Consider the following 19613-nt stretch of genomic DNA (forward strand, 5'->3'; position numbering starts at 1 on the left):
GAACCAGCGTCGATGACACCGTCGCAAAGCTGCGGGATCGCTGCGTCACCATCGTCACCGAGCCCTTCGTGCTCGAAGCGATCAGTCTCCGGCTCGCCTTTTTGCCGACCCCTTCGGCAACCTCACCGAACTTGCCGAGGTGTTGCCCTGATCGGCCGCTCGCTCAGCCGCCCGCAGCCTATGGCAAAGCGGCCAGGCGCGCCGACAACTCGTCCTTACGGAACGGCTTTTCGAGCCGGGCAAACTCGGGCGCCAATCCCTCCGTTTCGGCATAGCCGGAGACGATCAGCACTTTGAGGTCCGCACGGTCTGCCCGCAGGGCGCGTGCCAGGTGGACGCCCGACATGCCGGGCATAAGATGGTCGCTGACCAGCAGGTCCGGGGTAAGACCGCGCTGGACCTCTTCAAGGGCCTGTTCGGCCGATCCGGCCTCGACGACCTCGTACCCCAATTCTCCCAGCATATCGGCCGTGCTGAGCCGAACGAGCTCCTCGTCATCGACCAGCAGAACCAGGCCGGAGTGGACGCCCTCGGCAATCGCAGGGGCGGCGCCCATCGCGCTGCGCGGCTGTTCTTCACTCAAAGGCAGCCAAAGGTGCACCGACGTGCCGGCGCCCGGTGCGCTGTCGATCGCGAGTCCGCCGCCAAGTTGACGGGCGAGACCATGGACCATCGACAGGCCAAGACCCGTTCCCTTGCCGATCCCCTTGGTCGAGAAGAACGGTTCGACTGCCTTCGCAACGATGTCGGCCGGCATGCCCTGGCCCGTGTCGCTGACCGTCAGTCGGACGTAGGTTGCGGCGTCCAGGGCGGCGGCATTGTCGGCGCCAAGCTCGTCCACAGCGGCCGTCAGGGTCAGCGTTCCGCCCTCCGGCATCGCGTCGCGAGAATTGACCGCAAGGTTGAGCAAAGCCATCTCGAGCTGGTTGGGATCCGCATGCGCGGACGGCAGGCCCTGTTCGACTTTCGTGTCCAGCGCGATCTGCGGTCCCAGCGTGGTCGTCAGAAGCTCCCGCATGTTCGTGACCAGCGCGCTCAGGTCGACGCCCTGCGCCTGCAGCGGCTGCCGTCGTGCGAAGGCCAGAAGGCGCTGCACCAGGACCCGCGCCCGTTCGGCCGACTGGATGGCGCCGGCGATCAGCTTCTGATGCCGCGCGGTGCCCACCTCCTCTCGCCGCAACATGTCCAAACCGCCCAGGATCGGCGCGAGCAGATTGTTGAAATCGTGCGCGACGCCGCCCGTCAGCTGCCCCATCGCCTCCATCTTCTGCGATGCGCGCAGCTGTTCTTCGGCCGCCTCGAGCCTGCGCTCCGCCGCGATTCGGTCGGTGACGTCGTAGGATGTGCTGGCCGCCCCGATCCGTTCGCCGTCCTTGTCCAGCAGCGGATCGAAACGAACCTCATAATAGCGGCGATCGCGCGCGCTATCGCCGAATTGCTCGACCACATGAAACGTTTCGCCCGCCAGGGCGCGTGACCAGATCGCTTCTTGCTGCGCGCGATCTTCCGGACGGTCATCGAAGAGCGACAGGAAATGGTCCCCGACCGCTGGCCTGCGCCCGTAGATCCTTTCGAATGCATCGATGTTGACGCGATTGATCGCCAGGATTCGCCAGTCCGGGCCAAGGGCCGTGACCGCGGCCCCGGAACCGTCGACGATATCGCCAAAAGTCTTGCGTTCGGCGAGGGCCCGCGCGACCCGCTCCTCCAGCGTGTGGTTGAGCTCCGCCAGCGCCGCCATGCTCTCGCGCGTTCGCGCCTCGCTCCGTACTCGCTCGACGTGGGCCCAGGACCGGTTCGTGATTTCGCGAATGACGGCCAGGTCGTGGTCCGACCATGTGCGTGGCCGCCGGTCGTGGATCGCCATCAAGGCCTTGAGCCGACCCTCGACGACCAGCGGCATGCAGATCGTTGCGGCGATGCCGATGTCCTGAAACGTCTTGGCCTCGTGCGGCGCAAGTTCGATCGCATTGTCGTTGACGATGAGCGGTCGCCCGGCATGCAATTCGACCAATGCCTTCTGGCCGAACGCCGCCAGGCTGTAGTGGCCGACGATGGATTGCGACCCCGGGGCCGCCCAATCGCCGCGGATAGTGAAACCGTCCTCGTCGTCGTCCATATCGGCATAGGCGCAGCTCGATATGCCAAGGTGCTCGCCGACCATCCGCGTCGTGATCGCCAGTATCTCGTCGGCATCGCCGACGGTCGCTACGGCCTGTCCGACGTCGTAGAGGAAGCGAAACAGCGCCTCGCTTTCGGACAGACGCGCCTCCGCCATCACCTGTTCGGTCACGTCGAACACAAAGGACAGCACCCCGGCCGGCGCCCCGCTGCCATCGCGGACCGGCGTATATTCAAGATCCATCCAGACGCGTTCGGCAACGCCGTGACGCCACAGCTCAAGCTCCTGCCGTTCGAACCTAAGCGCAGTGCCTTCGAGGCCGGCGGCGATGACCTGCTCGTTGAATTCGCGCGCTTCCGGCCAGACTTCCAGCGCCGACTGCCCCAGTGCCTCGGGGTGACGTGGACCGCACACCGCGGCATAGCCGTCGTTGTAGACAAGGATGCCCTGCGGACCCCACAGCAGAGCGGCGGGAACTGGCGCTGCGAGGGTCGTCTGGACGAGGATGCGAAGCTCGGCCGGCCACTGGTCGATCGGACCGAGCGCCGATTTTGCCCAGTCCATCTGGCGGATGAGATCGCCGGTAGCGCCGCCACCAATCAGGGGCGCCCCATCGCCCGGGATGATAGCCGTGCCCAAAACGCGAACCACCCGTTCCAACTTGCCGACACGCGCGATGTTAGTCTCAGCGCTTTAAGGGGTAAATGTCAGAAAGCACTCCGCGTGCGCCCGCATTCGGGGCTTTAGCGCGGAACGACCGCGGCTTCCCGATCCACCGCGGCTGCAAGACGCTTGAGCCGCTTGAGCACACCTTCGTTGACGAGGTCCGCATCGGCCCGGGCGAGGTGGAGTTCGACCGCATCTTCGGTGGCAACCAGTTTCGATTGATCGAGGATCGCGGCCACGCCGCCGGACAGGCGCTGACCTGCGCGAATGGCCAGGCCCCAGGCGCGCGCTCGCTGGACGTCGCCCGGCTTGCACAATTGCAGCAGCTTGGTGTCGGCCAGATCGTCATTGTCGAACGCGCAGGACAAGGCCTCGGCAATCAGCACGCGCCCGGCGATATCGATGCCGACCCAATTGGCATGCAGCGCGACTTCGACCGCCTGTTCGGCGCGGAACAGCGGATTGGCGCGCCACGCGACATCGGCAATGAAACAGGCCGCAAGCCGCAGCCGCGCAAGCTTGGGCGGATCGTCGAAACAGCCGGCCATCCAGCGGTCGAGACTGGCGCCGTGACCGTCGCCGAACCCCTCGGCCTCGCTCAGCGCCTGCGCCGCTGCCACCAGCGGATCGCGGCGCTGCTCCGTCCGGCTGAGCCGCGAGAAGAGCAGGCCTTCGCGAATGCCGTACGTCGAAACGATCAGCCAGCGGGGAGTCAGACGTTCGACCAGGATCGACAGCAGGAAGGCGGCCGCCGGCGCGGCCGCCAACCGGCTCGACGCGATCTTGCCGCTCCATTGCGGATCGGGGTTCGCAACCAGCTTCTGCAGCTCTGCGGCGCGGGCGGCCAGCATGCGGTAATTGTGCAGGATCGGCAAGGGATGCTGGTTGATCAGCGCGTCGATCCGCGCCAGCGCCCGCCAGGATCCGCCGACTAGGTACAGGTCGCGATCCCCCGCGCAGTCCAAACTGGCCGCGTCGATCGCTTCCTCCAGCATCCGCCGCGCCGTGCGCCGGTCCGTGTCGACCCGCAGCACGCCCAGCGGCAAGGACAGGCCGTGGCCGGTGCAGCCGCCGGCAACTTCGACCAGTTCCAGACTGCCGCCGCCAAGGTCGCCGACGATGCCGTCCGCCCAGGGGATGGCCGAGATCACGCCAAGCCCTGCCAGCCGCGCTTCCTCTTCCGGCTCCAGCATCTTGAGCGGCAGGCCAAGCGCCTTGATCTCCCGCGCGAACTCGGCCCCGTTACTGGCATCGCGCACCGCCGCCGTGGCGATCACGCTGGTGCGGCCCGCGCCGAATTGCTTCACGATCAGCTTGAATCGCCGCAGCGCTTTCAGCGCCTTGCGCGCGGCGGAGTCCGAGATCCTGCCGGTATCGGACAGCGACTCGCCGAGCCCGGCGAAGGTCTTTTCGTTGAACAGCGGGATCGGCACCCGCTGGTCGCCCGAATACACGACCAGCCGGACCGTATTCGAACCGATGTCGATGATCGCAACAGGTTTGTGCGACATGTTGGCTTAGCGGCCGCGCTGGAACCGCAATTTGGGTACCCTTCGGCCCTTTTTCAGCGCCTGGCCGCGACCCGACAGCGAAACGTTGCGCATGAAATAATGGTGGAGGTTGAATTCATGGCCCGCCTTGGGCTCCAGGCGGTCGTACGTGCCGTCGGCCTTCAACCGCCAGCTCTGCTCGTTGTCGAGGAGGTTTGCGAGCATCACCTGATCCAATATCTGCGCGTGAACCGTCGGGTTCTCGATCGGTAACATGTACTCGATGCGGCGGTCGAAGTTCCGCGGCATCCAGTCCGCGGAGCTGATGTAAACGCGCGCTTCGGGGTGCGGCAGTTCGTGACCGTTGGCGAAGCACCATAGCCGCGCATGCTCCAGAAAGCGGCCGACGATCGACTTGACGTAGATCTTCTCCGACATCCCCGGAACGCCCGGACGCAGGCAGCAGATGCCGCGCACGACAAGGTCGATCGGAACGCCCGCGCAGCTCGCCTCGTACAATTTGTCGATGATCTGCGGGTCGACCAGCGAGTTCATCTTGGCCCAGATGCCGCAGGGCTTGTCGGCGCGGGCTGCGGCGATCTCGGCGTCGATCAGGGCAAGCAGGCTCGTGCGCATCCCGTGCGGCGAGATCACCAGCTGGCGCAGGTTGCGCGGCTCCAGATAGCCGGTGATGTAGTTGAACAGCTTGGCGACATCGCGGCTGATCTTGGCGTCGGCGGTGAAGTAGCTGAGGTCGGTATAGATGCGCGCCGTCACCGGATGATAATTGCCGGTCCCGAAATGGCAGTAGGTGCGATAGCCCTTCTCTTCGCGGCGAACGACCATCGACACCTTGGCATGCGTTTTCCAGTCGATGAAACCATAGACGACCTGCACGCCGGCCCGCTCCAGCGCGCTTGCCCATTCGATGTTCTGCTCTTCCTCGAATCGGGCCTTCAGTTCGATCACGGCGGTCACCGACTTGCCCGCCTCGGCGGCGTCGATCAGCGCGCGAATGATGCGCGACTGCTTGCCGGCGCGGTACAGCGTCTGCTTGATCGCGACCACGTCGGGGTCGGCTGCGGCCTGCTGCACGAATTCGACCACCACTTCGAAGCTTTCGTAGGGATGGTGCACCAGGAAGTCCTTGGCGCGGATCGCGGCGAAGCAGTCGCCGCCATATTCGCGCACCCGCTCTGGAAAGCGCGGATCGAACGCCGGGAATTTCAGGTCGGGGCGGTCTTCCTCGACGATGCACGACAGGTCGGCCATGCCGAGTAATCCGCGCGTTTCGGATACGATGGCGTTCGCGGCGTCGAGTCCGTCTACGACGATCTCCACCAGTGCCTCCGGCATTTCGGGCTCCAGCTCCAGGCGAACGACGCGGCCCCGGCGGCGCCGCTTGATCGCGGTGCGGAAGTACCGGACCAGATCCTCGGCCTCTTCCTCCACCTCGATGTCGCTGTCACGGATGATGCGGAACGCGCCCCCGCGCAGTAATTCGTGCTTGGGGAACAGGTAGTCGATGTTGCGCCGGATAAGCGTTTCCAGCGCGATGTAGCGCGCATCTTCGCCCGGGATGCGGATGAAGCGCGGCAAGGCCGCCGGCAGCATGACCAGTTCGTAGATCGACGCGGCGCGTCCGCGGCGAAGTTCGAACACCAGGCTGAAGCCCCGGTTGGGGATGAACGGGAAGGGATGCGAACTGTCGATCGCCTGCGGGGTCAGCAGCGGGAAGATCTGGTTGCGAAAATGCTGGTACAGCCAGGCTTCCGCGGCCTCGTCGAGCGGCTCGTCGCCGACGACGCATACTCCCGACTGCGCAAGCGCGGCGCGAAGTTCGTCCCACACCTCATGCTCGCGAGTCGCCAGCGTGTCGGCCGCCTCGGTAATCGCCGCCAGCTGCTGCGCGGGCGTGCGGCCGTCGGCCGACCGGTTTTCTATACCCAGCGCCTGGTGCGCCTTGAGTCCCGCGACCCGGACCATGAAGAATTCGTCGAGGTTGCTGGCCGAGATGGACAGGAAGCGCAGCCGTTCGAGCAGCGGGTAGTGGGGATTGCGAGCCTCCTCGAGCACGCGTTCGTTGAACGCCAGCCAGCTCAGCTCGCGATTGAAGTAGCGATCCTCCGGCGGCACGTTCTTGATCGCAGCCTTGGCTGCGCGAGTGGAGCTTCGCGGCGCGTTCAATCGCTTTTTCGCTTTCTTCATCGGGGGTGTTTGTAGCGGCTTTGAAACAGGAGTGTATTACGGGCGTATGACTTCAACGCTTTGACAGGAGAAAATCGGTGGCGAAGGGCAAAACCAAGAAGGCGGACGGAGCGAAGAAGAAGGCGCCGACAGCGGCGGCCAAGGCAGGCTCGAAGAAAACCACCGTGCGCAAGGTCCAGGACAAGGCGGTCGAACTGGCGCACAACCCGCTGGTCACCGAAGTCGTCGCGGCAGCGCTGGTCGCGACCGCAGCCGCGCTGAAGAACCCGAAGAAGGCGCAGGCCCTCGCCGCGTCCGCCGCTGACGAGATCGGCGAAGCCGGCGCGCACGTCGCCAAGCAGGGCAGTGCCCTGTGGACGTTGGCGCTCGACATCGCCCGGCGCAGCGTGGATGCACTGGGCCAGGAAGCCGCCGCGCCGAAAAAGGCCAAGCCGAAGAAAAAGAAGAAATAAGCGGTCGTTCGAACGACTTTGCCGACCGGAACTGAGGGTCGCGGTTCGCCGCGGCCCTTCATTTTGTGCCGTGAAAGCGGCTCGCCGCGCCCGCCGGCCGTTTCATTTCGGCAACGCATTCTAATCGACACAAGATCGTCACCGTGCCTTCGCGGAAGAGTCTTCGCCCGTCCCTAATGCCCTGGGCAAATCAAAGCCTTGGGGTATCACAATGCGTTTATCATCATCCTTGTTGCTGTCCGCTGCGGCCCTTGCCGTGCCTCTTTCTCCGGCGCCGGCCCAGGAGGCGGAGGTCAGCGGGTCGGTCGATCCCACCGAGAATTCCGATGACCCCGAATCCGCGAACGACATCGTCGTCCTCGGCGTGATCGTCTACCGCAACCGCAGCGATGCGGCCGAACCGGTCCTCACCTATGACAGCGAGTATTTCCAGCGGTTCGAACCGCTGACCGCGGGCGACGCGCTCAAGCGCGTGCCGTCGGTGACTTTCCTCAGCGACGTGCTCGAAAGCGACGGCGCGCGGCTCCGCGGCCTCGACCCGGGATACACCCAGATCCTCATCAACGGCGAAAAGGTGCCGGGCTCCAACGTCGACCGAAGCTTCTTCCTCGACCGTATTCCGGCCGAATTGCTCGACCGGGTCGAAATCGTCCGCTCGGCCTCGGCGCGGCGCAGCGGTGACGCCATGGCCGGTACGCTCAATATCGTGCTTCGCGACGGCTACAAACTCGACGGCGGCTACGCCCGCGTCGGCGGCCTTCGCTTCGACGACGGCAAGCTGAAACCCAGCCTTGGCGCGGTATGGGGCGGGCAAGTCGGCCCGGGGCGGATGCTGCTCGGCGGCAACATCCAGGGGCGCTACAATCCTAAGAAGAAATCCAGCTTTCGCTTCGGCGATTCGCCGGAGAACAATACCGATTACGCGACCGACGAGTTCGACAATCGCGAGGACCAGGACGACACGCGCAACGGCACCGACTATGCGCTCAACGCGACCTACGGGATCGAAGGCAGCAATACCGATGTCGAAGTCGGCGGGTTCTACGTCCGCACCGACCGCACCGAAAGCGAACGTTCGCGCGAATATTCCGACCCGACCGCATTGACCGGTCCGGTCGGCGGCACCGTCGGCGGCGACTTGCTGACCGACAACAGCCAGTTCGAGGATATCGACCAGCATAATTATTCGCTGACGGGCAAGGCGAAGCATCGCTGGGCAGCGGGCGAGACGACGCTTCGCACCGGCTATTCGCGCTTTGTCGAGGACGTCGTATCGACCGAAACCGAAATCGACTTCGACACCGACGAGGATCCGCCCGCTTACGAGAGCGAGCGCACGTTGCAGGATATCCGCGACCGCGAGTTCTCGCTCGGCCTCGAACATTCCATTTCTGTTGGCGGCACGACCAAAGTCTCGTTCGGCGCCTTTTACCAGGACAAGGATCGCGACACCGACGTTTCCTCGGCCGAGGCGGAAGACGACCTGACCGAGGCGTTTCGCAGCAGCTACGATCCGTTCGGCGCCGGACCGGGAGAATTGAACCCGCAATTCGAAGAGTTCGAAGCCGTCACCGGCGGGCTCAACACCATCGAGGAGAAGCGCCGCGACGTCTTCGCCCTCGTCGAAGGCGATAGCGCGGCGGTGAAATGGGAAGCCGGGGTGCGGCTGGAAACGACGCGCATGGCAATCGTCGACCTCACCGTCGATCCCGAATTCTCGGAAAGCCGAAGCAAGTCGAGCCTGTTGCTGCCGTCCGCGTCGGCCAAGATCAGCCTGACCGACAGCGACCGCATCACCGTATCCGGCGCGCGCACCAACCGCCGACCGCGTTTCGACTATTTGTCGCCAGCACTGCTCGAAGGTGAGCTGGGCGATAACGACCTGCTCGGCAATCCAGATCTGAAGCCCGAAACGGCGTGGGGCGTCGACGTCGGTTACGAACATAAGATCGGCCGCACCGGCGTCGCGGGGGTCAATCTGTTCTATCGCAAGGTCAGCGACCTTGTGGAAATCGCCAACACCGGGCTGGAAGGATCGGAAGGCGAAGGCACCTTCATCCTGCAACCGCAAAACAGCGGCAACGGCAAGGCGTGGGGGATCGAATTCGACCTGTCGACCAGCCTGTTCATGCTCGGCCTTCCCGACACCGGCATCTTCGGCAATCTTTCGCTGCTCGATAGCGAGATCGAGGATTTTGCGGGCACCCGCCGCTTCAACGGCCAGCCGAAATATGTCTACAATCTGGGCTTCATCCAGGACATCCGGAGCTACGGCGCGGCATTCGGCGCGACCTACCGCAAGCAGGGTTCGGCCAGGGACCGGTTCGTGGGGGAGGAAGTGCGCACGACCTACGGCGCCGATCTCGAACTGTTTGTCGAGAAACGGTTCGGCAAATGGTTGACCGTTCGCGGCGTCGGCTCGAACCTGCTCAACAGCGCCAAGCGCGAAACCTTCAACAAGTTCGACACGATCGAGGACCAGCTTGACCGCGATTTCGACGAATATGAACTGGAATCCGAAAAGGCCGGCCCGGTGTTTCAGCTGATCGCAAGGGCGGCATTCTGATGCGCGCCTGGGTCCTTGCAGGCGCCGCCTTGCTGTCCGCCTGCGCAACCGTCCCGCCGGTTCCGTCCACTCCGGCTGTGGTCGTCACCGCGCGGGCCGAGACCGTGCCTGTCGGCACCGCCAACGCCGACGCCGCCGACGATCCGGCGATCTGGCGCAACCCGGCCGATCCGGCCCAAAGCCTCATCGTCGCGACCGACAAGAAGGCAGGGCTGTACGTTTACGGTCTGGATGGCCAGCGGCGCGGCTTCGACGGTGCGGGATTGCTCAATAACGTCGACCTGCTCGACCTCGACGATGGGTTCGTGCTGGTGGCGGCAAGCGACCGCAACGACATCGCCAACGCCAAGATCCGGCTTTACCGGCTCGACACGGCAACCGCCGCGCTCGTCCCGCTGGGGACTGTCACGGGCGGAACCGGGGAAGGCTACGGCCTGTGCCTCGACCGGATCGGCCCGAAATCGGTCGACGCCTTTTCTGTTCTGAAGGACGGCACCGTCGCGCAGGTGCGCATTGACCTGTCCGATGCCGCGCCGTCCGGCGCGATCGTCCGCACGCTGAAAATTCCCACCCAGACCGAAGGCTGCGTCGTCGATTCCCGCACGCACCGCCTGTTCGTCGGCGAAGAAGCCGCCGGCATCTGGCAGTTCGATTCGCGGGCTGAAGGTCCGGCGACGGGAACGCTGGTGGCGCGGGTCGACGGCCAGCATCTTGTTGCCGACGTCGAAGGCCTCGCCATCGCCGCCGACGCTGCCGGGACCGGCTACCTCATCGCGTCCAGCCAGGGCGACAACGCCTATGCGCTGTTCCGATTGACCGACCTCGCGCCGGCCGGCCGCTTCCGCATCGGCCGCAGCGCCTTTGGCGCGACGGAAGAAACCGACGGCATCGCGGTCGCGCTTGGGGGCTTCGGACCGAAATTTCCCGGCGGTCTGTTCGTCGCCCAGGACGGCCACAACGCCCCCGCAGCGCAGAACTTCAAGCTGGCAGCCTGGGCGGACATTCTCGCGGCGCTTGGAGGCCCGAACAAATGACCCTCAATCTCGATCGGCGCCAGTTCGGCGCGTCGTTCATTGCCACGGCGTTCGCAGGCCTCACCGCATCGGGCTGCGTGACACGGCGCGAGACCGGCGGAGTCGCCGGATATGGCGCGCTGGTCGAAGATCCGAATGGCCTGGTCGACCTCCCGCAAGGCTTTTCCTACCGGGTCATCTCCGCGCTTGGCGAGCCGATGGACGATGGCGAGCCGGTGCCCGACAATGCCGACGGCATGGGCGTGTTCACCGGTGCGGGCGGCCGCCTGATCCTCGTCCGCAATCACGAGTTGAAGGCGCACCAGCCATCGCGGGTCACGGGCACCGCCTACGATCATCGCGGCGGCATTGGCCTGCCCGGCGGCACCACGACCATCGTGTACAACCCGGCATCGGGCCGGGTGGAACGGCAGCACCGGTCGCTGGCCGGCACGATCCGCAATTGCGCCGGCGGCACCACGCCCTGGCGAACCTGGCTCAGCTGCGAGGAAGATACCAGCAAGCCGGACGGCAAGATCGCCCGCGACCATGGCTGGGTGTTCGAAGTACCGGCCGATCACACCGGGCGCGTCGACCCGGTGCCGATCAAGGCGCTCGGCCGCTTCAATCATGAAGCCGCCGCTGTCGATCCGGCGACCGGCATCGTTTACCTGACGGAGGATCGCGACGACAGCCTGCTTTACCGCTTCCTCCCCTACATGCGCGGCCGGCTGGCGCGCGGCGGGCGGCTACAGGCGCTGGCGCTGCGCGATGGACGCCGCGACAGCCGCAACTGGACCCGGGCCGACTTTGCGGTGCGCCAGCCCGCGCCCGCTTACTGGCTCGACGTCACCAGCGTGGAAAGTCCGGGCGACAATCTGCGCCACCAGGGCGCGGAAAAAGGCGCCCTGCTGTTTGCCCGCGGCGAAGGCATCCACATGGGCCGCGGCGAAGTGTACTTTGCCTGCACTTCGGGCGGCGCGGCCAGGCTTGGCCAGATCATGCGCCTGCGCATCGGCCGGGGCGACCGCCCGGACGCGCTCGACCTGTTCTTCGAATCCACGGCGCCCGACCAGTTCAACTATGGCGACAACCTGACCGTCGCGCCGAGCGGTGACCTCTACGTGTGCGAGGATCAATATACGGACGTCGTCGACAATTACATTCGCGGCATCCGCCCCGACGGTACGCCATTCCCGTTTGCGCGCCTGCGCTTGCAGACCGAATGGGCGGGCGCCTGCTTCTCCCCCAACGGTCAGACGCTGTTCGTCAATGCCTTTAGTCCGGCCAAGACGCTGGCGATTACCGGGCCATTCCGCTCCTGACGGCCGACCGAGGTATCAGGTCTGGCTCCAGCCTCCGCCTAGCGCCCGGAACAGGGCGATTTGCGCCGTCGCGATGGCGGCGTCGGCTTCCGCGAGTGCGGCCTTGGTGTCGGCCGCGGTGCGTTCGGCGTCGAGCAGTTCGAGCGAGGAGATGTCGCCTTCCCGCTCGCGGGCGCGGGTGATCGTCGCGGCCCGTTCGGCCTGTGTGTTCGCGGCGCGCAGCGCGTCGCGGCGGTTGATCGCCTCGCGATAGGCGGCGAGCGCCGCTTCCGTTTCCTCCAATGCGCCGAGCACGGTGCCGTCGAAGGTGGCGAGCGCGGCCTGCTGATCGGCCTCCGCGCCCGCAATCCGCGCGCGGGCGGCACTGCGGTTGGCGGTCCAGTTGATCAGCGGTCCGATGAGAAAGCCGATCGGGTTGGAAAACAGGTTGCCCAGCCCCGACCCGCCGGCCGCGACCGATCCGCCAAGCGTGATGCGCGGATACAGATCCGCGGTGGCGACCCCGATGCGCGCGGTCGCGGCGGCAAGACGGCGCTCGGCCGCGCGCACGTCCGGCCGGCGAGCCAGCAGGCCTGCGCCGTCCCCGACCGGGATTGCCTGTTCCATGCGCAGTGCGCTCAGCCGGTCGGTCGCCTGCGCTGGCAGGTCGCGCGGTGGGTGCCCGGTCAGCGTCGCCAGACGCAGCAAGGCGCGCTGGCGTTGCGCCTGCAGCAAGGGGATGGCCGCCCGCCGCTGGTCGCGCAGGGTCGCGATGCGCGCGGTGTCGAGGCCGTTGGCCAGGCCCAGCTGATGCCGCTTTTCGGTCAGCTGATAGGATCGGTCGAGCAGCGCGGCGATCTGCTCGGCTACGCCAACCTGTTCCGCCGCGCTGACCGCGTCGGCGTAAGCGGCGACCGTATCGGCGACGATCGCCACGCGAACTGCGTCGGCGTCGGCGGCCGCGGCCTCGGCGTCGCCACCCGCCGCCTCGATCCGGCGCGAAATGCGGCCGACGAGGTCGACGTCGTAGGCGACGTCCAAGCCGCCGCTGACCTGCAGGTCGCTGTCGGTATCTCCGCTCGCCAGCGAGCTTGACGAGCGCCCGTACTGGGCGCCGGCTCCGACGCCCAGCTGCGGCTCGCGCGCGCCGCGTTCCTCGCGCACCAGGGCCCGCGCCCGGGCAAGCCGGGCGACGGCGACGCGAATGTCGGTATTTGCGGCCAGCGCATCGCGGACCAGCGCGTCGAGCACGGCATCGTCGTACAGCCGCCACCAGTCACCGGCGGGTGCGCCGGTCGTCACGAGCGCGGTCTGTTCGGCCCCCATGAACGGCGCGGCGGCCGACGGCGTGACGGTCTTGGGCGTATAGTCTGGGCCGACGGCGCACGCCGCGAGGGCCAGTGCGGACGCGCCGATGACAAGGTTGGCAAATTTCATGATGGTCACTCCGCTGGGGCGAGCACGGGCTGGCGACGCGACCGCCACGCCGCGATCCGGTCGCCGAGGCCACGGCACACGACGTAGAAAGTCGGCGTGAAGATGAGCCCGAACGCGGTTACCCCGACCATGCCGAAGAACACTGCCGTGCCCAGCGCCTGACGAAGCTCCGCGCCCGCGCCGCTCGCGGTCAGCAACGGCACGCTGCCGAGGATGAAGGCGAAGCTGGTCATCAGGATCGGGCGCAACCGGTCGTGCGCCGCGCGCACTGCCGCGTCGATGGTCGACATGCCGGCGTCTTCATCCTGCCTGGCGAACTCGACGATCAGGATGGCGTTCTTTGCCGCAAGTGCGATCAGCACGACCAGTCCGACCTGAGTGAGGACGTTATTGTCCATGCCCCGCAGGTTCACGCCGATCATCGCCGCGAACAGGCACATCGGCACGATCAGGATGATCGACAGCGGCAGGATCAGGCTTTCGAACTGCGCCGCGAGGACGAGGAAGATGAACAGCACGGCCATGCCGAACACCAGGCCGGATGTGCTGCCCGCCGCCTTCTGCTGATAGGCGATGCCGGTCCATTCGGTGGAATAGGATGGCGGCAGGCTCTCCGCGGCCAGCTTTTCCATCGTGTCGAGCGACTGGCCGGACGAATAGCCGAGTGCCGTATCGCCATCGATCTCGACCGCCGGGAAGCCGTTGTAGCGCGACACGCGATACGGGCCCGACTTGTCCTGGAATGTCGCCACCGAACCGATCGGCACCATCGCGCCGGAATTGGATCGGGTGCGCAAGTTGGCGATGTCCGATTCGGTCGCGCGGTAGGGCGCGTCGGCCTGCGCGGTCACGCGATAGGTGCGGCCAAGCAGGTTGAAGTCGTTGACGAAGGCGGAGCCGAGATAGACCTGCAGCGCTTCGAACACCCGTTCCGGCGGGACGCCCAGCATGTCCGATTTCTGCCGGTCGATCTCCGCGAACACGCGCGGGGTCGAAATGTCGAACAGTGTGTACACCTGCTTCAACCCGGCTTCCTGATTGGCTTTGCCGATCAGGCCCCACGACAGGCCGGACAGTTTCTCGAAGCCCTGGTTGTTGCGATCCTCGATCACCAGGCGATAGCCGCCGGCCGAGCCGATCCCCTGGATCAACGGCGGCGGGACGATGATCAGCCGCGCCTCGTCGATGTCCGCGGTGCGCTTTTGCGCCTCGGCCATGATGCTTTGCAGCGTGACTCCGAGCTCCTCCCGGTCCTCGAACGATTCCAGTGGGACGTATGCCGCGGCGGCGTTCGGAGCGAGCGTCTGCGACGCGCCGTCGAAGCCGGCGAGCATGACCGAGCCCTTGACGCCCGGGATGGGCAGGATGCGCGAGGCGACCTTGCGCATCACCGCGTCCGTGCGGTCGAGCGAGGATCCGGGCGGCAACTGGATGACGGTCAGGAAATAGCCCTGGTCCTGCGCCGGGATGAAGCCGGTCGGCGTGATCGCGAACAGACCGGCCGTGGCCGCGATCAATGCGGCATAGGCCAGCATCATCCGCCGCGGCATTTGCACCAGCTTGCGCGTCAGCGACGAATAGCCGCGGCTCAACCGGTCGAAGCCCGTGTTGAAGCGCGCGCCGGCCGACCGCAGGAAGGTGACGATTGGACCGCCCGGCTTGTCCTCGCTGTGCGGCTTGAGCAGCACCGCGGCCAAGGCCGGGGACAGGGTCAGCGACACCAGCAGAGAAATCAGGGTGGCCGCCGAGATGGTCACCGCGAACTGGTGATAGAAGGCGCCGGCCAGCCCGTTGAGGAACAGCGTCGGCAAGAACACTGCGCACAGCACCAGCACGATGGCGATCAGGGCCGCACCGACTTCGTCCATCGACTTTCGCGCGGCTTCCAGGCCGGTCATGCCCTTGGCCAGGTTGCGCTCGACATTCTCGACCACGACGATGGCGTCGTCGACGACGATGCCGATCGCCAGCACCAGCCCGAACAGCGACAGGTTGTTGAGCGAGTATCCGACGCCCAAGAGGATGGCGAAGGTGCCGATAAGCGACACCGGAATGGCGACGACCGGGATGATCGCGGCACGCCAGCGCTGGAGGAAGACGATGACCACCAGCACGACCAGCAGGATCGCTTCGAGCAGTGTGTCGCGCACCGCGTCGATGGACTGAGAGATGAATTCGGTCGGATTGTAGATGATGCGATATTCCAGGCCCGGCGGGAAAGTCTTCGACATGGTTTCCATTTCCGACTGCACCGCAGCGGCCGCTGCCAGCGCGTTGGAGCCGGGGCGCTGGAAGACGCCGAGGATGACCGTCGGTTCGCCCGACAGATAGGTGTTGGATGCGTAATCCGCGGCGCCAAGCTCGACCCGGGCGACGTCGGACACCTTAACCTGCCGGCCGTCGGGATCGGTGCGGATGACGATGCTGCCGAACTGCTCCGGCTCCGTCAGCCGGCCCTGCGCCTCTACGTTGACCTGGAAAGCGCCGCCGGACGAATAGGGCGGTTGGCCAAGCGTGCCCGCGGCCACCTGCACGTTTTGCGCGCGCAGGGCGGTGACGATGTCGCCGGCGGTCAGGTCGAGCGCGGCGGCGCGGTTGGGGTCGATCCAGATGCGCATCGCATAGTCGCGGCTGCCGAACAGCCGGGCATCGCCGACGCCGTCGAGCCGGGCGATGCGGTCGCGCACTTGGGTGAGCGCGTAGTTGGAGATGTAGCCGCGATCGAGCGACTTGTCGGGCGAGATCAGGTTCACGACCATCAGGAAGTCGGGCGAGGTCTTGCGGGTAACGACGCCCAGCCGCTGCACTTCCTGCGGCAGGCGCGGAACCGCGATCGCGACCCGGTTCTGGACCAGCACCTGCGCGGCGTTGAGGTCCGTGCCCTGCTTGAAGGTCACGGTGACCGTGACGTTGCCGTCGCCGGTCGACTGCGACGACATGTAGATCATGTTGTCGACGCCGTTGATTTCCTGCTCGATCGGCGCGGCCACGGTCGACGCCACGGTTTCCGCGTCGGCGCCCGGATAGGTGGCGTTGACCGTCACCGTCGGCGGGACGATGTCGGGATATTGCGACACCGGCAGCGCGAAGTAAGCGATCGCGCCCATCACCGTGATGAGGATCGAGATCACGGCCGCGAAGATCGGCCGGGTGATGAAGAAGCGCGACAGGCGCATGACTGCTCTCCTCGCCTAAAGGCGTCGGTAGGGTTGGCTTAGCGGCCGGCGAAGGTGGCTTCGCCGCTGGGCGGCGACGGGGACGTGGCCGCGGCGCGGGCCGCCGGGTCGGGCGTTATGCGCCCGACCTTATGCTGGACCTTCACGCCGGGCATCGCCATTTGCGCGCCGCTGATGATGATCCGCTCCTTCGGGCTGATCCCGGACCGGATCACGCGCAGGCCGTCGACCAGCGGACCGAGCTCCACCGGGCGCGGGGTCACGCTGCCGTCCTTGGCCACGACCATCACGATCTTGCGCGACTGGTCGGTGGAAATGGCCGCGTCGGGGACGAGCATCGCTTGCGCGGTCTGACCGGACGACAGGCGCATGTTGCCGAACAGGCCGGGCATCAGGAACTGGGTCGGGTTGCTGACCACCGCGCGCAGCCGGATGGTGCCGGACCGCTGGTCGAGCCCGTTGTCGACGAAATCGAGCCGCCCGTGCCAGCGATAGTCGCCTTCGTCCTGCAGACGGATATCGACCGCCGACGGCTGAGCGCCGGATTCATTGGCGCGACGCGCCTTCAGGTACAGGGATTCGGACGCGTCAAAGTCGAAATAGATCGGATCGACCGCATTGATGGTGGTCAGCAAGGTGGCCTCGCCGCCGCCATTGCCGCCCAGCACCAGGTTACCGGCGTCGATCCGCCGGTCCGAAATGCGACCCGAAATCGGGGCGCGAACCTGCGTGAAACCGACGTCGAGCGCACGCGACTGGACCCGGGCATTGGCCGCGGCAAGCGCGGCGCTGGCCGCCTGAACCTCGGCGCGGAGCCGGTCGACGTCGCTTTGCGATACCGCATCCGCCGCCAGCAGGCGGGTCGCCCGCCCGTAATTGGTCTGGGCCAGGTTCAGTTCGCTGCGGGCGCTGGCAACCGCCGCGCGGGCTTCGGCGAGCGCGGCGCTATAAGGACGCGCGTCGATGGTGAAGAGCAGCTGCCCCTTGCGCACCACCGCGCCGTCCGTGAAATGGACGCCGGTGATGGCGCCCGACACGCGCGGCCGCACTTCGACGCTCTTGCTGGCGCTGAACCGGCCGGCATAATCGTCCCATTCGGATATCGCGCGGACCAGCGGCGTAGCCACGGTGACCGTCGGCGGCGGCGGCGCGGCTTCCGCCGGCGCGCCGCTGCGCAGCCACCAGAATGCGATGGCCAGCACCAGCACGGCGGCAATGCCGATCAGGACATTGCGGCGCGTTTTCGGCGGCATCTCGATCACTCGCGTGCGGATGCTTCCCACCGGGCCGCTGGTGGTGGTGGTGATGGATGACAGCATGTTCACCGGACGGTCTTTCTGGTGCGTTGGGCAAAGGCTTGCGCGATGCTCCGCTGGAGCAGCTCGAAATGGTCGGGCGTGAAGCCGGAAGCGTAGAAGTCGGACATCGCGGACTTGGCGACGTTCCAGCGATATCGCCACGCCAGCACCGCGACCCGGCGCAGGCTTTCCAGCCGGTCGTTGGCAAGGCGGTTGGCGGGCTTGATGCCGAACACAGTGTTGATCGCCCGCGACACCCGTCCGGGTTCGCGAATGCTCGACAGCTGGTCCTTTTCGGCCATCGCGACGACCGACCATTCAAGCGCGGAGAAGCGAACGGGCAGCGCTTTGCCGACCATGTCCGCCGCCGCCGACCGGGGCGCTTCATTGTACTGGGACTGGGGCAATTGGATCGGAAGGCTGGCCATGGTTCATTCTCCTGCACGGCGGACGCACGTCTCCTCTCGCGCACGGCGGGGGGCCGCGCAGCGTGGCGTTGGACGCAGTCCGGCTTCACGGCGGACGCATGAGGGGCGCCGCAGATGGAAGTGGTTGATTGGGGTTGGTTACTGGGCCGGGTGGCCTGGGTTACGCGAACTGCGCGCCTGACTGACTTGGCCGCACTTCAAACGAAAATTCAAAACTCGATTCGCTCTGGCGAGCGGTGATCCATCCTTTCTGTACCGGTCAGTACAGAGCTAATTTAGGACCGTCAACAGCTTTTTGTACCAGTCGTTAGAAAATTATTTCGAAGGCCACATCGACAGCATCGTGTCGATGGTGGTTTCCAGTTCCGCGCGGGTCGCGCCGGCGCCCGCCTGGACCGACAGACCCTGCAGCACCGCATAAGCGTAATTGGTCAAAGCAACCGGATCAGCGGACTGCGGCAGGTCGCCTTCGTCGCGGGCACGGGTCATGCGATCGATGATGGCGTTCTTCACCACCTTGCCGCGCTCCAGCACCTCGTCGCGAATGCATTCGGCTTCGGCGCCGCACGCGACCGATGTGATCACGCCCAGGCAACCGTGCGGTTCGCCATGGCCGGTCATGTTGGCGACCGCGCCGCGCAGCATCGAATCAATCACTTCGCGGGCAGTCGGCTTTTCCAGCGACTTGCCGATATAAGCGAGCTTGTCGCGCTCGTAGAGATCGAGCGCCTTGCGAAACAGCGCCTCCTTGTTGCCGAAGGCGGCATATAGGCTCGGGCGGGTGATCCCCATCGCCTCGGTCAGGTCCGTTAGCGAAGCGCCTTCATAGCCTTTGCTCCAGAAGACGCGCAGCGCTTCGGTCAGGGCATGATCGGTGCAGAATTCGCGCGGACGGCCGCGGACGGAAATGGATTCGGGCTTATTCATATCGACCGGTATATAATTTGCCTGACGGATGATTGCAATCGCCCGCCGTTTCGCCGTTAAGCTGTACGTTCGGCAGGTTCGATGGAGATAACGCACGGCCGCCAAGGGAGGGCGCATGACGGACGAAGAGCAGATCGGCGCGGTGATCGACGAAATGTATGCAATGATTTCCGGACCGGCCGGTCCGCGCGACTGGTCGCGTCAGGACGACTGCTTTCTTCCCGAAGCGCGGCAGGTCAGGACGTGGGTCGATGACGAAGGCCGTCCGCAAAAGCTGAGCATGAGCCTCGACGACTATCGCGACAACGTCACCCCGTTCTTCGACGCCAACCCGTTTTTCGAAATCGAAACCGGGCGGCGCATCGACCAGTTCGGCAACATGGCGCACGCGTGGAGCAGTTACGAAGCCCGCACCTCGCCAAGCGACGCGGACGTCGAACGGCGCGGCATCAACTCGATCCAGCTGTTCCGAGACCCTGATCGCGGCTGGCGGATCATCCACATGATCTGGGACAACGAACGCTAG

General features: G+C 65.9%; 13 protein-coding genes. 5 read left to right on the forward strand and 8 right to left on the reverse strand.

From position 1 onward, the window contains the following. Window positions 1-178: 178 nt before the first annotated feature. The 3 genes from H8M03_RS10470 to H8M03_RS10480 all read right to left on the reverse strand — a co-directional run bounded on the left by H8M03_RS10470 (window position 179) and on the right by H8M03_RS10480 (window position 6486). Window positions 179-2773, reverse strand: coding sequence for a GAF domain-containing hybrid sensor histidine kinase/response regulator (locus H8M03_RS10470; protein WP_222931875.1), 2595 nt, complete (start codon window positions 2771-2773; stop codon window positions 179-181). A gap of 92 nt (window positions 2774-2865) precedes the next feature. Beyond that, on the reverse strand, window positions 2866-4299 hold the full coding sequence (locus H8M03_RS10475) for a Ppx/GppA phosphatase family protein (RefSeq protein WP_187479382.1): 1434 nt from the start codon (window positions 4297-4299) through the stop codon (window positions 2866-2868). A gap of 6 nt (window positions 4300-4305) precedes the next feature. Then, on the reverse strand, window positions 4306-6486 hold the full coding sequence (locus H8M03_RS10480; protein WP_187479383.1) for an RNA degradosome polyphosphate kinase: 2181 nt from the start codon (window positions 6484-6486) through the stop codon (window positions 4306-4308). 77 nt (window positions 6487-6563) lie between these two features. Here H8M03_RS10480 and H8M03_RS10485 point away from each other — a divergent pair, with 77 nt between their 5' ends. The 4 genes from H8M03_RS10485 (at window position 6564) to H8M03_RS10500 (ending at window position 11842) form a co-directional block, all read left to right on the forward strand. Beyond that, a complete protein-coding gene (locus tag H8M03_RS10485) occupies window positions 6564-6938 on the forward strand; it encodes a hypothetical protein (protein ID WP_187479384.1) in 375 nt (124 codons plus the stop codon). A gap of 211 nt (window positions 6939-7149) precedes the next feature. Then, window positions 7150-9504 carry a TonB-dependent receptor plug domain-containing protein gene (locus H8M03_RS10490; RefSeq protein ID WP_187479385.1) on the forward strand — a complete coding sequence of 785 codons (2355 nt, stop codon included), beginning with the start codon at window positions 7150-7152 and terminating at the stop codon, window positions 9502-9504. Continuing rightward, entirely contained in the window at window positions 9504-10538 is a 1035-nt protein-coding gene (locus H8M03_RS10495; protein WP_187479386.1) for a phytase, read from the forward strand. Before H8M03_RS10490 ends, H8M03_RS10495 begins: the two co-directional genes overlap by 1 nt. Continuing rightward, entirely contained in the window at window positions 10535-11842 is a 1308-nt protein-coding gene (locus H8M03_RS10500) for an alkaline phosphatase PhoX (protein ID WP_187479387.1), read from the forward strand. The genes H8M03_RS10495 and H8M03_RS10500 overlap by 4 nt, the downstream gene beginning before the upstream one ends. A 15-nt stretch (window positions 11843-11857) precedes the next feature. Here the strand turns inward: H8M03_RS10500 and H8M03_RS10505 are convergent, their stop codons facing one another. From H8M03_RS10505 to H8M03_RS10525, 5 genes are all read right to left on the reverse strand, one after another. Continuing rightward, entirely contained in the window at window positions 11858-13258 is a 1401-nt protein-coding gene (locus H8M03_RS10505; RefSeq protein WP_187479388.1) for an efflux transporter outer membrane subunit, read from the reverse strand. A 5-nt stretch (window positions 13259-13263) separates the two neighbouring features. Continuing rightward, window positions 13264-16434, reverse strand: a complete 3171-nt coding sequence (locus H8M03_RS10510; protein WP_187479389.1) for an efflux RND transporter permease subunit — start codon at window positions 16432-16434, stop codon at window positions 13264-13266. Window positions 16435-16472: 38 nt separating this feature from the next. Then, complete coding sequence (locus H8M03_RS10515; RefSeq protein WP_187481043.1) at window positions 16473-17687, reverse strand: efflux RND transporter periplasmic adaptor subunit; 1215 nt, start codon at window positions 17685-17687, stop codon at window positions 16473-16475. Window positions 17688-17755: 68 nt separating this feature from the next. Then, window positions 17756-18160, reverse strand: a complete 405-nt coding sequence (locus H8M03_RS10520) for a hypothetical protein (protein WP_187479390.1) — start codon at window positions 18158-18160, stop codon at window positions 17756-17758. A gap of 315 nt (window positions 18161-18475) precedes the next feature. Beyond that, the gene (locus H8M03_RS10525; protein ID WP_187479391.1) at window positions 18476-19087 is read right to left on the reverse strand and encodes a TetR/AcrR family transcriptional regulator; all 612 of its coding nucleotides are present in this window, start codon (window positions 19085-19087) and stop codon (window positions 18476-18478) included. A 115-nt stretch (window positions 19088-19202) separates the two neighbouring features. Between H8M03_RS10525 and H8M03_RS10530 the strand changes: the two genes are divergently transcribed. Continuing rightward, complete coding sequence (locus H8M03_RS10530) at window positions 19203-19613, forward strand: Cif family virulence factor (protein ID WP_187479392.1); 411 nt, start codon at window positions 19203-19205, stop codon at window positions 19611-19613.

This window comes from Sphingomonas sabuli, assembly GCF_014352855.1.
Taxonomy (GTDB): Bacteria; Pseudomonadota; Alphaproteobacteria; order Sphingomonadales; family Sphingomonadaceae; genus Sphingomicrobium; species Sphingomicrobium sabuli.

What these genes read in the sequence shown, in the direction of transcription:
- H8M03_RS10495 (WP_187479386.1), top strand. Translation starts at nt 9,504, where the DNA reads ATGCGCGCCTGGGTCCTTGCAGGCGCCGCCTTGCTGTCCGCCTGCGCA.
- H8M03_RS10525 (WP_187479391.1), bottom strand. Translation starts at nt 19,087, where the DNA reads ATGAATAAGCCCGAATCCATTTCCGTCCGCGGCCGTCCGCGCGAATTC.
- H8M03_RS10490 (WP_187479385.1), top strand. Translation starts at nt 7,150, where the DNA reads ATGCGTTTATCATCATCCTTGTTGCTGTCCGCTGCGGCCCTTGCCGTG.
- H8M03_RS10510 (WP_187479389.1), bottom strand. Translation starts at nt 16,434, where the DNA reads ATGCGCCTGTCGCGCTTCTTCATCACCCGGCCGATCTTCGCGGCCGTG.
- H8M03_RS10480 (WP_187479383.1), bottom strand. Translation starts at nt 6,486, where the DNA reads ATGAAGAAAGCGAAAAAGCGATTGAACGCGCCGCGAAGCTCCACTCGC.
- H8M03_RS10530 (WP_187479392.1), top strand. Translation starts at nt 19,203, where the DNA reads ATGACGGACGAAGAGCAGATCGGCGCGGTGATCGACGAAATGTATGCA.
- H8M03_RS10505 (WP_187479388.1), bottom strand. Translation starts at nt 13,258, where the DNA reads ATGAAATTTGCCAACCTTGTCATCGGCGCGTCCGCACTGGCCCTCGCG.
- H8M03_RS10515 (WP_187481043.1), bottom strand. Translation starts at nt 17,687, where the DNA reads ATGCCGCCGAAAACGCGCCGCAATGTCCTGATCGGCATTGCCGCCGTG.
- H8M03_RS10500 (WP_187479387.1), top strand. Translation starts at nt 10,535, where the DNA reads ATGACCCTCAATCTCGATCGGCGCCAGTTCGGCGCGTCGTTCATTGCC.
- H8M03_RS10520 (WP_187479390.1), bottom strand. Translation starts at nt 18,160, where the DNA reads ATGGCCAGCCTTCCGATCCAATTGCCCCAGTCCCAGTACAATGAAGCG.
- H8M03_RS10475 (WP_187479382.1), bottom strand. Translation starts at nt 4,299, where the DNA reads ATGTCGCACAAACCTGTTGCGATCATCGACATCGGTTCGAATACGGTC.